9 protein-coding genes are annotated in these 13,045 nt (G+C 33.0%); 1 reads left to right on the top strand and 8 read right to left on the bottom strand.

The features are described 5' to 3' along the window. Window positions 1–321: 321 nt before the first annotated feature. The 7 genes from CXF59_RS15665 to CXF59_RS04120 form a co-directional block, all read right to left on the bottom strand. Window positions 322–555 carry a hypothetical protein gene (locus tag CXF59_RS15665; protein WP_369828530.1) on the bottom strand — a complete coding sequence of 78 codons (234 nt, stop codon included), beginning with the start codon at window positions 553–555 and terminating at the stop codon, window positions 322–324. 377 nt (window positions 556–932) lie between these two features. After that, complete coding sequence (locus tag CXF59_RS04145; protein ID WP_101136434.1) at window positions 933–1,916, bottom strand: NADP-dependent oxidoreductase; 984 nt, start codon at window positions 1,914–1,916, stop codon at window positions 933–935. Between the two features lie 913 nt (window positions 1,917–2,829). After that, window positions 2,830–3,360, bottom strand: a complete 531-nt coding sequence (locus CXF59_RS04140) for a CIA30 family protein (protein WP_232758642.1) — start codon at window positions 3,358–3,360, stop codon at window positions 2,830–2,832. Window positions 3,361–4,210: 850 nt separating this feature from the next. Beyond that, the gene (locus CXF59_RS15215; protein ID WP_232758640.1) at window positions 4,211–4,807 is read right to left on the bottom strand and encodes a GMC family oxidoreductase N-terminal domain-containing protein; all 597 of its coding nucleotides are present in this window, start codon (window positions 4,805–4,807) and stop codon (window positions 4,211–4,213) included. A 303-nt stretch (window positions 4,808–5,110) separates the two neighbouring features. Next, window positions 5,111–5,509, bottom strand: coding sequence for an NUDIX domain-containing protein (locus CXF59_RS04130; protein ID WP_101136432.1), 399 nt, complete (start codon window positions 5,507–5,509; stop codon window positions 5,111–5,113). A gap of 181 nt (window positions 5,510–5,690) precedes the next feature. Then, a complete protein-coding gene (locus tag CXF59_RS04125) occupies window positions 5,691–7,469 on the bottom strand; it encodes a CHASE3 domain-containing protein (protein ID WP_101136431.1) in 1,779 nt (592 codons plus the stop codon). A gap of 472 nt (window positions 7,470–7,941) precedes the next feature. After that, a complete protein-coding gene (locus tag CXF59_RS04120; RefSeq protein WP_101136430.1) occupies window positions 7,942–9,129 on the bottom strand; it encodes an NAD(P)-dependent oxidoreductase in 1,188 nt (395 codons plus the stop codon). Between the two features lie 655 nt (window positions 9,130–9,784). On the opposite strand from CXF59_RS04120, the gene CXF59_RS04110 reads away from it, so the two are divergent. Next, a complete protein-coding gene (locus tag CXF59_RS04110) occupies window positions 9,785–10,432 on the top strand; it encodes a hemolysin III family protein (protein WP_101136429.1) in 648 nt (215 codons plus the stop codon). A gap of 351 nt (window positions 10,433–10,783) precedes the next feature. On the opposite strand, the gene CXF59_RS04105 is transcribed toward CXF59_RS04110, so the two are convergent. Continuing rightward, window positions 10,784–13,042 carry an FUSC family membrane protein gene (locus tag CXF59_RS04105; RefSeq protein ID WP_101136428.1) on the bottom strand — a complete coding sequence of 753 codons (2,259 nt, stop codon included), beginning with the start codon at window positions 13,040–13,042 and terminating at the stop codon, window positions 10,784–10,786. Window positions 13,043–13,045 lie beyond the last annotated feature (3 nt).

Below are 13,045 nucleotides of genomic sequence, written 5' to 3'. Positions count from 1 at the left end.
GAATAGCAATTATTTGAAAAGAGCTAAATCTATTTTTCTTCTTTGAATAAAAGTACCCGAAGTAAAATTGTAATCAATTTAAATGTTGAATTAATATTTTGAATTAAATTTGACATTTTATTAATTAATTTCTTCTCGATTAATAGAGCACGAAAACTACTATAGATCTATATGGATGTCTTTGATTCTTGTTCCCATCTGTCAGCGTTACTTTTTAATATTTATACTTTTGTTTTCTTTAATTATTGGCTACGGATAATTTTACTTCAATGCTTCCACGTATAGCGTTGGAGTAGGAACATACTTGATGTGCTTGTTCTGTTAAGTCTTGGGCAAGTTCTGACGTAACGTCGGGAATATTAACCACAATTCTGCCCCTAAACCAAAACGACCGCTTTCGATCTGTCCTATGCTAATTTTTGCATTTACACTTGTCTCTCCTGTGTTAACTTTACTTTTTTTAATGACTAAGTTTAAGGCATTATCGAAACAAGCTGCACATCCTGATGCAAAAAGCATTTCTGGATTAGTATAATCATCATTTGCACCTCCCAAGGTTTTAGGGGATCTTACTTCTAGATTTAATACGTCGTTGCCACTTTTTACGTGGCCATTTCAACCATCTGTTGCTTTTGCTTCTGCTGTGTACATTGCTTTAATTATTGAAATATTTAAAGTGTTATTTGTTTCTATTTAATAGTTTGATAGATTCTGGTTTGATGGATAGCTTTTTCGTTATAATTCTGATAACGTAATCGTACTTTTCATTGTCTTATCCCTTTTCTTGAAAGTTGCATTAATTAATTTAATCTAGTAATCTAATATTTTTACTGTTATCGTTATATCAGATAGTAATGCAGTTCCAATAGTGCTATAGTCAAAGCCATTGGTTCTTAAATAATCCTCAAGTAGCTAGTTCGAAATATAAAAAGTTATACTAGACTTATAATTACTTTTCCTTTAGCTCTACCTTTAGCGAGATATATGTAGGCATCGATTGCATCTTCGATCGAATAAATCAGATCTATTATAGGCTTAATATCCCCATCTTCAACCATTTTGCTAATTTTATTTAATTGCTCAGCATCAGGTTGCATCCAGGTTAATTTATAGCTAGCCGCTTTATTTTCAATCAGTTTTAATAATTTTTCAGACAATTTATAATCGTTCATGCCCATGTGTTTCGCTGTCTCTTCGTCAGGAGGCCCTGCTATGGTAGTTACTTTTCCACCTTTTTTAATCGCTTCAAAAGCATCAAAGGTGTAGTCGCCTCCCAAAGTGTCAAAAACAATATCTAAATTTTGGGCAATCTCTTTATAATCTTCAGTCGTATAGTCGATTACTCGGTCAGCACCTAAAGCTTTGACCCAATCTACATTTTTGTTGCTAGTAGTCGTATATACAATAGCCCCTTTTACTTTGGCATATTGAATTGCAAAGCTACCTACACCACCAGACCCTGCATGAATAAGAACTCTATCATTTTCTTTAATGCCTACACTCTCCAACGCTTGTATTGCAGTGAGCCCTACTAACGGTAATGCAGCTGCTTCTTGAAATGAGATGTTTTTAGGCTTTTTAGCAACTAGTTCACTATTGACCGCTACAAATTCTACTACTGTTCCCATTTGTTCTTGAGGCACTCTGCAATATATTTCATCTCCTATTGCGAAATTAGTTACATCTGCACTTTTCTCTATCACCACACCACTTACGTCAAAACCTATTGTAATCGGTAAATCTAAAGATATCATGTCTTTCAATTTACCTTCCACCAATTTATAATCAATTGGATTTAACGAAGCTGCTTTAACTTCAACTAAAATATCTTTCGGTTTTAACGTAGGTTTTTCGATCTCATTGATAGATAGACTTTCTTTGATTTCGCCATATTTCATTATTTGTAGTGCTTTCATATCAATTATATTTTATTGTTATTTATATATCAGTTAGCCGTCTTTTTTGTTTCTGGAGGAAATACCGATTAGCTGACTTAAGTTCTTCACTTAGCTAGGCATTGAGAAGATTTTCCATAATAGGAATAGTACTGTTTTTTAGTCTTTAGCTTTTTCAGTTGCATCGAGCAGGAGCCTTCTTTTATTTTTCTTTATTTTTTGGAATTTATCCATGATTTATAAGAGCCAGATATCATAATTATCTCGATTTTTCAAGACCTGTAGTACTACTTCCAGCAGCAGAAATGCTCTAGTTGGCTAATCTTAAAAGACCCGCATGTTTTTGCTCACGTCCAACTTCCTTCAATAATTAATTTTTTTTCATTGGTCTCTTATTTTATTATAATGTTAGTTAAGAGTGTTTTTTTATTAAAACATGCCAAGTAATTAAAGATAAGTGATTAACTTTTTATCGATGGAGCCTCTAAACGTGTTTATTCCATCATTTTAGATTTAAATCCTGATCCTATACTATTAATCCAAGTAGTGTATGTTATTCCAACTAGTTTATTAGTTTCTCGAGAACGATATTTATTCCGGTGTGATCATAATCAAAATGTAATATAGAAGAGATTTTTTTTTTCTAAATTAAACGCAACAAAGAATATCATCCCTATTTTGGATGTTTTAGTCTTATATTAATTGTATAAGCGATATAGTCCACTCGAATGGCACTATTATCGTATTACGACTAGATTATAGAGCAACGCTTTGCTGTATAACATAAATTCGTTTGGTATTGAAGTGGCTTAATAAACTGTTTTTGACCACGCTTTTATGTAGGCATAGCAATGTGTGGCTTGTTGAATAAACGTCCGGTTTAATGACTTTATCTAGGGTAGTAAATAGTTTTTAATCGTAGCGTTGCGATGTATTATTTTAATTCTATTTTATCGATCAAGAGTTTAAATTTCTCCTTTTTTTTGTTTCCTATCAAAAAGGTAATTTCTTCAATAGAATCTTTTGAAAAATTAGGTTGGTTAAGTTTTCTTCCTCTGAACGAGGGATACATTTCTTTTAGTGGAATTTCTATTTCTTGCCATTCTCCTGAGGTAGAAAACGGGGCTATGTAGGAATAATAATCTCCTGAATTGGATTTAATCCTAAATTGATATTCTTTACCATCCCCTTGAAGTTTGATAATAATAGACGTGTATTCCTTTACCTGTATTTTTTGGAATCGATAACGCACAGAAGAAAATCCTCCATTATTCTCCAGTGATATACTGCCTTCGAAAACACCAAAACCATCATCATTTAATATAAAAGTGCTTGATGATTCGCCCCCCATCACAGCATCATCTACAACGATCCAGTCTTGAACGTCTGAATTTTTGTTAAAGTCGAAAATTATTTTTGGGTTCATTGAAGAAAATAGAAGTATCATATAAATTAAGTATTTCATAACAACTTAGTTTTAATTAATTACAACGTTTAGTCGTTTGATTTGAGTTATGCAAGTCGTAATTAAACTTGTAAATCTAAGTTAATCATTTTCATAGAACAAAGATAGCTGTTGCTAGAATGTTTAACATATTTTTATTTTTAGCTTGACAAAGTGATAAGATTATTTAAAAATTCCCGCAGTATTTGATAAAATAATGTATAAAAGTTTTAATGGCTGTGCTAATTAGTGCGACGCATCTTGAAATAGTTTATAGATTTATATTTACACCAAACGAATTAATATTTTAGTGCAAAGCGCTCTGGGATAATACCATTAACCTGTGCCGATTTTCCGGCATAATATAAAAATAATACAATGCTATTGGACTTTATCAAATAGATGATTGGTATTCAATTCATCATTTATTTATAACGGTTATTTTCAGTAAGAATTTAAGTGTTTTTAAAAGGAATTTGATCCATAGCTCGCTCCGCACTGGCAGTTATTGATAATGATGGATTAACTTTTGGATTTTCTGAAATCATAGAGCGATTGATAATATAAGGATTCTCGTAGCCAATAGCACAGGGTAAATGTATCAGCTTCCATGCATTGGAGCCCTCAAAATACCTACGTATTTCTAGGTGACTATTCTCATCGGTATCTAAAATACTTCCGATAGCTACTCTTTTCGAAAAGTTTTTGTCTTTTTCAAGACTAGAAACACTTTCTAGAGTTTCATTATTGGTTCTTATGTCTTGCCCTAATCTATCTGAAATACTAGGTAAGGAGCTGTTTTTTTAACGGGAGCAGCAATTTAATAGTTCCTAATACACCACCAGAAAAAATCACGCCTTTGCTTCTAATGTTACTTTTTCAGTAAATAATTTTTAGTAGTTTTTATTGAAACTTCATAACCATTAAAACCATTTTCTGTGTTTATTGGTCTGACATCATAAACCTCATGTTCGGATAGTATTACTGCTCCATATTTTTGTGCCAAGTGTAAATATTTTTTGTCCAACGTGTTTTTAGAATTATTTCTACATTTAGTCATACATGCACCGCAAAAGTTGCAACCTGTTCTTTCCGGCCCTATACCTTCAAAATACGGATTCTCTTTTGTAACATTCTCTTCTCCAAAATAGATAGCGACGTTGGTGGAATCAAATTTATCCTTCATACCCAATTTATGAGCTACTTTTTTAAGCCCAATATCTCCGTCAAACAATTTGGGGTTCTTAGCTGCACCAAAAATTCTTAGTGCTTCATGATAATAAGGAGCTAGTTCATTTTTCCAGTCGATGAGTTTACTCCAACCACTGGTATTGAAAAATGTGGGTTTGGGAATCAGCAATGTATTGGCATATACCAAAGAGCCGCCACCTACAGCAGTTCTAGAAAGAACTGCGACATGCTTTAAGATGGTTAATTTCATGATCCCAAAGAAACGGAAACTTTGCATCTAAAGCCATTTGCTGAAATTCCAGTTGGTCTCCGGGAAATCTTGAGCTTTGAACCATTTTCCTTTTTCAATCACCAAAACTTTGTAGCCTTTTTTCGATAATCATAAGTCACTAACCGAACCACCAAAACCACTTCCTATGATAATATAATCGTACTCCATTTTTTGTATTCAATTATTATTCACGGTTACATGTTGTCGATGATGAAAACTAATCTTTTTCCGGTAAGAAAAAACCTTAGGTATGAAAATTAATGCTCGTATTGACTACAAAATTCGGAAACAGTTTTTATAATACATTTTTTATTTCAGCTCTCCTTTTTCATTAAGAAAGGAGAAGATTTTTTTATCAACTTCAGAGATAATAGCAAGGTCCTTGTAATTCAACCATTTTATTTCCTCAATTTCACTATTAGCTTTTAAATTCCCAGAATATTTTGCTTTGTAACATGTCATAATCACATTTATTCCTTCTTTTTCTCCGTCAGATTGCGCTGAAAATGTTCCAATATATTCAGCCGTATTTGGGATTATAGTAACGCTTAATTCTTCTGCTATTTCTCTTATTAGCGTTTGTTCATCACTCTCTCCGCTTTCACGTTTTCCGCCAGGAATGTAATATTTAGTTTTTCCTTTAGACTTGGTACTTAATATTTTCCCTTTTTGGATTTCAATAAAAGCTATTTTGTCGATTTCTTTCATGGTATTCATAGTGCTTGGTAAAATATATTAAGGCTTGGGTATTGACGATTTAGAATACAACTATTAGCTTATAACAACTGTTGCTTAGATGCGCAAAGCTCTAAAACAGCACTTGACTCGCATATTTGCCAAAGTTTAATTATGTACTACCTTTCTGGCTGCCTAAACCTTTGTCATATGTTCAGACTTCTACTAATTCAATGATTTTAGTATATAAAACTCTCTCGTCAAGTGGTTTTGAAATATAGTCATTCATTCCTATTGCTTTGCATTTTTCTACATCAACGGTTGTTACATCTGCTGTTAAAGCGATGATTGGAATTTTTAAATTCATCGTGTTGCGAATATATTCTGTGGCTTCAAACCCGTTCATTTCTGGCATCTGCAAGTCCATCAAAATAATATCGTAAGATTCTGTTTGTAGTTTCTCAACGGCAATTTTTCCATTGTCAGCAATGTCATATTCGAAGTTGAAATCTTCCAAAATTATTTTCATCAATAATTGATTGAGTTTAATATCTTCAACCAATAATACTTTTATGACCTTGATTTCCTCATCTAATTCTAACTCTATAGTCTCGTGTTTAATTTCTGCATTGGTTTTTTTAAAGCTTAAAGTGAAACTAAACGTTGCCCCTTCATCAACTTTACTTTTTACCGAAATAGTTCCTCCTTGTTGTTCCACCAATTGTTTACTGATGCCAAGTCCTAATCCTGTTCCTCCAAATATTCTTGAAGACGAACTTGTTGCCTGTTGAAAGTTTTCAAAAATGTATTCTAATTTATCTTCTGATATTCCTATTCCTGTGTCGGAGATTGCAAACTCAATGCGTACTTCATCTTTATCTTCAGTCAACAAACGAACAGCTACGGTAATTTTTCCTTTTGTTGTAAACTTTACAGCATTACCCAAAAGGTTTAAAAGGATTTGGTGCAAACGTACTTTATCGCCTAGTAACACTTCTGGAATTTTGTGATCATATTCTTTAACTAGCTCTAAATTCTTTTCCTTAATTTTTACATTAAACACCTGAATCATACTTGATATCGACGATTCCATTTTGAAAGGTATTTCTTCAAATGTCATTTTCCCTGCATCTACTTTTGCTAAATCTAGTATATCATTAATGAGTATGATTAATCCATCGCTACTGGTTTTTATAGCATCCAAATATTCTTTTTGCTTTGGTGCTAAATCTGTTTTCAATAGAATCTTAGTAAATCCAAGAATTGCGTTCATTGGTGTGCGAATTTCATGGCTCATGTTGGCTAAAAATTGTTGTTTGGAAGACAATGCAACGGTTAATACTTCTTCCGATTTTAGAAGGTGTTTTTTCAGTTTTAAAGATTTGTTATTAATAATCATTAAGAAGGTTGCAATTAATATGGAGATAATACCTCCTAAAACAACATAAAGTTGAGCAAGGAAATAACTGTCAACGGCAATTTTATTTTTATCACGTAATGATTTTTCTTCTAATTTATCCATGTTATAGGAGAGTTTTCGAATCTCGTCCATTATTCGTTTGCCTTTCTGCGTAGAAATGATTTCAATTGCTGCATTTAAACCAACCTGCTCCCTCACAGTAATAATTTCGAGACTTGATGCAATTTTCAAGTTAATAAGATGTTTAAGCGAATCCAATTTTATTTCTTGAATCGGGTTATCTTTAATCAAGTTCTGTAAATGCAAAATGTTTTTCTTAATTTTTGGCTTTGCCAGAGCATTAGGTTCTATGTAAGCTTTATTCCCTGTCAAGGCAAAACCCCTTGCACCAGTTTCAATATCTTTTAACAATGAAAGATTGTTAGCCAAATCCATCTGCACCTCGTAGGTATGAATAACCTTATTAGAATTATTATTTAAATCATAAATATTCTTTAGCGAGAATACCACGATCAAAATTAAAATAGTAAATATGAGAAAGGAAATAAAGAAACTGTCTTTTGTAATTTTCATTTTGTGTTAGTGTTTGTCATCTTGATTCAATGTTACAAAGCTTTATGTTAGTCATGTCAAGTAGGTATAGATATAACGGCATTTTTTATGAACGTATGGTGCAACAAGATACTGTTTTTTCGTATTGACACAAAGCTGAATTTTTATATTTTTAACGTATGAGTTTTAAAAGGCAAATTAGAAATTTATAGTACATAGTACACAAGAAAAAAACTTTGAAGCTTAAGCTTAGTAGTTCTATTTTATGCATATTATTATGCCCTTTTTATTTTCTCTTTTATGTGATTTAGTTATTGAATGACTACTTTCTATTAATTGATTGTAAGTATTACTTGGAACAATTTTAGCAGTAATCGATTTATCTATACTAGTTATCAATTCTGCATTTTTAGAGAAGTAAAATAAATTTCGGATTTAAATGAAGCTGAAAAACTCAAACTCAAAACTAAATTTAAACTTGATAAGCTCGTTTTTAATTATTTTTATTTAAATAATTAGCTAAAAATACACCAGTACTTGCGCAAGCTTGCAATAGATAACCACCAGTTGGAGTGTCCCAATCTAACATTTCGCCAATACAAAATTGATTGGACATTGTTGTAAGTTCAAAATTTTTAGAAACCGCATTTAAATCAATTCCTCCAACGGTAGAAATTGCTTCATCAATAGATACCTTATTTATTATTTCTAAAGGAAAATTTTTGATTTGTCTCGTTACTAATTCTGTATTCAAATAAGACTCTTTAGACAGGTATATTTTTAATAGATCGATTTGAGATGTACTTAGTTTGATTTCTTTTTTTAAGATATCAGTAGTATTTCTATATTTAGATAATTTTATTTTAGAATGCACATCTTCTAATGTTAGTGAAGGTTTAAAATCAATACTAACGATTGCTTTTAAATTTGTATCCAACTGCTCTCTAATCTGTGGGCTCAGTCCGTAAATAGAATTTCCTTCTAATCCAAACTTAGTAATAATTGCTTCTCCTTTTTGAGTAACGTTATTGCAAGAAATAGCAATGTTTTTTAAAGGAGTTCCTTCGTGCTTTTGAATAAAATCAGTTTTCCAGTCAATTTGATAACCGCAGTTTGATGCTTGAAATGCTTTTGTTTTGATTCCTTTTTTAGAAAAAGTATCAAGCCAGTTTCCATCAGATCCAGTAACTTTCCAACTGCCTCCGCCTAAAGAAAAGACGGTATAATCTGTTTGTATTGTTTTGTTATTGATAATCGGGTTATTAGTATTGCCCCAATCAGAAAAAGTATGTTCATATTTAAAAATAATTCCTTTTTCTTTGAGAGATTTGAGAATGGCATGCAGTACCTCAATAGGTTTAATCCCTTCTTTTGGATATACTCTATTACTGCTTCCTATGTATGTTGGAACCCCAATTTGGTCGAGCCAATTTCTAAAATCAGTATTGGTGAAGGTCAGTAGCGCTTTGTCTAAAAAATCATCTGGTGTGTACCGTTTAATAAGCTGTTCAATCGGTTCTGAATGAGTTAAGTTGAAACCACCCTTACCGGCAACTAAAAATTTACGACCAGCTGTTTTGTTTTTTTCATAGATGGTAATAGTAAATTTTTCGGGATCTAAAAAAGCAGCCAATAAAAAAGCTGATGGTCCGCCACCTATAATAGCAATTTGTTTTCTCATGAAACAAAGGTAGTTGTTGTTAGCATGTTTACTACATTTTTATTACTAGCTTGATACAGCTCAAAGGTTATTGTTTGTGCCTGTTGTATGTCTTGAAGGAAAATTGTCAATTCCAGTTTATCCCGAAGGGTAGAACAATAATTTTAAGGTAAGCGCATGGTTTTTTAAAGTAATAAGAGACGATAATAACTTGCTTGTAATTAGTGAGTAGGAGCGGACTCTCGTAATACTAATCAAGATTATTATATAATTTTTATGGTCGTGTTGGTTTATGATTACTAAACGAAAGGGTTCGCGCGGGACCAGGGAGTAAGAAGCCCATTAATAGAACTATACCTATTACTATCTTGAATTTATTTTTGTTGCTTTTTGTAAAAAAAGGTTGTTGAGAATCATGTTTTTTTCATCGGTTTCTATCTTCATAATTACTACTCATTACTTAAAAAAAAAAACAGGGTTATTAAGTAAATATAGAAAATTAGTGTTTACGAGAACTACACGAAAGGATTCATCCGGGAGCATTAGAAGAGATCTCTTGGAAGTAGAATAGATAGTAAGAAAACGGTAAATTAGATAGCCAATAGAACTAAGTTAGGATTAGATTTAAGTAATTTTACAAAAAGGGTAAAACAATAAGCCTTGTCAAATCAATTTTATGCAAAATCAGGATTCAAATATACAAATCAGGCAAGAACTTGTAAACAGCATCGTACATGGTTTTGGAATTATTTTCGGTATTGTAAGTATTCCTATTCTAATTACATTTGCCATTAAAAGTGATAACACTCCTAGTATTATTGGTGCCGCTATATATGGTTTTTGTTTTTTACAACTTTTTACTTTTTCTACACTCTACCACGGAATTCAGCATGCTCAGGCAAAACGCACACTTGAAATTCTTGATCACATCAGTATTTATTTTTTGATAGCGGGTACTTACACTCCGTTTTTACTCATGTATATGCCTGGTTCTTTTGGTATAACGTTGCTATCGGTTTTGTGGGGTCTTACGGCATTGGGAATCATTTATAAGATTTTTTTTATAGGAAAATGGCAGATTTTTTCTACGATAATTTACATAGCAATGGGTTTGATTATGGTTGCTGGCGGACGTACTTTCTTCGAAAGTATTCCTTCCAATATCCTCACAATGATTCTAATTGGAGCCGCACTTTACCTAATGGGTGTTGTTTTTTACTTTTGGAAGAAATACCGTTACAGCCATGCTGTCTGGCATTTTTTTGTGCTCGCAGCTGCTATATGTCATTACGTAGCCATTTTATTGGCGGTTGCTTCGCATTGATTCTAAAATGAATTGGGTTTGTCAGAAAACAAAAGAGGCAAATTTAATGAAGGTAATGAAGAGGTTAATTGTCAAGAAAGAACAATTGATATTCGATTAAAAGAAAGTTCCAATTCCGGAATAGGATAAACCAAATATTAGTAAGCGGCAATTATAAGACGTAACTAATTCGTAATTTATGAGTTATTTTTTTTGCGTCTTCGGCAATTCAAGTTTCAAATAGGATTAGGACTGAATATATACTAAACTAGATAAAAGATGATATTGATAAGTGCTAAATTCATTTCGTAAGGAAGTGCTATAGTAGTGCTGAAAATAATGTTGGGAGTTATTTACTAAAACCCAATAAAATTACTGCTGGTCCTCTACAATAGCCGAACGATAACGTTCCGTTGCCTTTTGTAGGTTTTCTGAAAGGGATTTTAACCAGGTCATGTGATTGGCAATCAAATAAGCTTCCTGAAGACCATGAAGCGTTTCTATATCTAATTCGGTGTGTCCCAATCTGATATTTTCATCTCGCAAATTTGATAATTGCTGGTATTTACCCAACAACTTTTCCTCTGCAGCTTCAGCAACTTCTTCAGCAACTTTTTTCTTTATTTGCGTATCGTCAAAACTATCGAATGACATTTGTAAGGTATTAGAGATTTTTTTGATGAGTACATTAAATTCTATGGAAGCAGGAGTAGTTTGATGATTACTGATAAAATTACCGATGGATGCGATGGCAGAAACCATTGTCTGGTTAAGCGTCACAATTTCATAAATGAGTTGAAATTCTTTCTGTTTCGATTTTGGATCTTGGGTCAATCGCTGGAAGGCAGCATTTAAATTACTGATAGCAAGAAATGCTTCTTTCCTTGCCAAACTATAGGAGAGTTTGTGTTCAGAAGGATGTTGATACAACTCTTGTGTTGCTAAAAGATATACTTTGTTCATTTTTAAAGCGTTCAGAAGTACCTGTTTTAGATTATTGGCTTCCCAACTTGGCAAAAGTATATAATTGGCAACGACAGCGATAGTGGCTCCAATGATAGTGTCGATGACGCGGTATTGAATCACTTCAAAGGCATTAGGATTGATTAAGGAATACACAAAGATGATACTAATGGTGATCAATGCGGCGGCAAACTTATAGTTCTGCTGAATTAATGCAAATGCGAATACCAATGAAACAAATGCCAATACTGCATAAACCACTACATTTTGAGTAAGCAGCACAATACCAACAGCAATAGCAGCACCAATGAGTGTACCGATGATACGATCTTTCGATCGCTCTTTGGTTAGACCATAGCTAGGTCGCATAATAACAATGACGGTCAGCAAAATCCAATAGGTGTTTTGGATGTCAAAAAGAAAGCCTAACAGATAGGCAAATACTATCGCAATGGTAAGGCGCAATGAATGTCTAAACATGGTGGAATCCAAACTGAAATTTTGAACAAGGACATTCAGTCTGTATTCCTGGAGCGTTAAAAACTGACTCGAATCTTGTCTTTTTAAGGATACTTTGGAAGCCTCTTTGACATTGGCCATTACACGTCTAATAACTCTTATTTCTTGTAGCAGTTGCTCTTGGTAATCGTATAGGTTTTTCAATACTAAAGCACCTTCACGCGCTTCAGGTAATTTGACTGTATCGAGGTAATTTTTGATAGATTCGTTGGCTTCTGCTAATGCACTTAATAGACTATCTTTATTTGGTATTTTATCATTTTGAATCAATAATTCAGACAAACGGATGAGGTGGTTGCCCATGATTTTGCTCAGATTTTTGGAAGCTTTTAGAAATTCTTTATGCTCGCCAAAAATGGCATCAATCATTTTATAATCCAAATGTTTTGCTTCTATCAATTCGAAGATATTAATAGAAGAGAGTAAGATTAATAGTTGTTTTTCTTCATAATGCGAACGTCCGGAACGTTTACGTGCGGTAAGCAGTGTTTCTCGGAGTGTTTCTTGCTTTTCGTTGATTTGATGTTGAAGGACGAAGCTTTGTTTAAGATGTTCGTCACGTTTGGTTTTCTTTGTTAATAATTTAGCTCGTATTTTTAGGTATTCACCAATAAGGAGAAGCGTATCTGACAATAGCTGATTCTGATCTTTTACAGGCGCAATTTTTTGAAAAATAAAGGATACGACTAAATACCAAAGACCTCCAACTCCCATTAAGGCAACTTGAACTAAAATATCATACGCTGTTTCTTTTTGAATGGCAATTGCTATTACCATTGCCAACAAGCCAGAAAAGGACACTAAAGATGCTCTAAAGCCATAAACCGAAAGCAGCGACACAGCAAATGTAATCATTGCAAGTGCCACCAATAAAAGGGGTAGGAAAGGTTTTGAAAATAGGATTATAGCTGTAATAACCATTGTTAATCCAATACTGACTAAAATAGCATTGACTTTACGTTTAGTGCTGCCCGGGATGTCGCCTGGCGCATTTAAAAAAGCACCGATAATAACAGCTGGAGCATATTCAGAATACCCTAAAAGATACAGCACTGCAAGGGGAACAGCAATCCCAAATCCAATTCGAATTCCTCGGTCAAAGCTGGAGCTCTTTAAAAATAATTCTAATTGTTTGAGTTTTTCTTTCAAGCG

Source organism: Flavobacterium sp. ALD4, assembly GCF_002836475.1.
Lineage (GTDB): Bacteria > Bacteroidota > Bacteroidia > Flavobacteriales > Flavobacteriaceae > Flavobacterium.
The sequence above is the reverse complement of the archived record's forward strand: the minus strand, read 5'-3'. Positions and strand labels throughout refer to the sequence as shown.

What these genes read in the sequence shown, in the direction of transcription:
- CXF59_RS04145 (WP_101136434.1), bottom strand. Translation starts at nt 1,916, where the DNA reads ATGAAAGCACTACAAATAATGAAATATGGCGAAATCAAAGAAAGTCTA.
- CXF59_RS04120 (WP_101136430.1), bottom strand. Translation starts at nt 9,129, where the DNA reads ATGAGAAAACAAATTGCTATTATAGGTGGCGGACCATCAGCTTTTTTA.
- CXF59_RS15215 (WP_232758640.1), bottom strand. Translation starts at nt 4,807, where the DNA reads ATGCAAAGTTTCCGTTTCTTTGGGATCATGAAATTAACCATCTTAAAG.
- CXF59_RS04110 (WP_101136429.1), top strand. Translation starts at nt 9,785, where the DNA reads ATGCAAAATCAGGATTCAAATATACAAATCAGGCAAGAACTTGTAAAC.
- CXF59_RS04140 (WP_232758642.1), bottom strand. Translation starts at nt 3,360, where the DNA reads ATGAAATACTTAATTTATATGATACTTCTATTTTCTTCAATGAACCCA.
- CXF59_RS04125 (WP_101136431.1), bottom strand. Translation starts at nt 7,469, where the DNA reads ATGAAAATTACAAAAGACAGTTTCTTTATTTCCTTTCTCATATTTACT.
- CXF59_RS04130 (WP_101136432.1), bottom strand. Translation starts at nt 5,509, where the DNA reads ATGAAAGAAATCGACAAAATAGCTTTTATTGAAATCCAAAAAGGGAAA.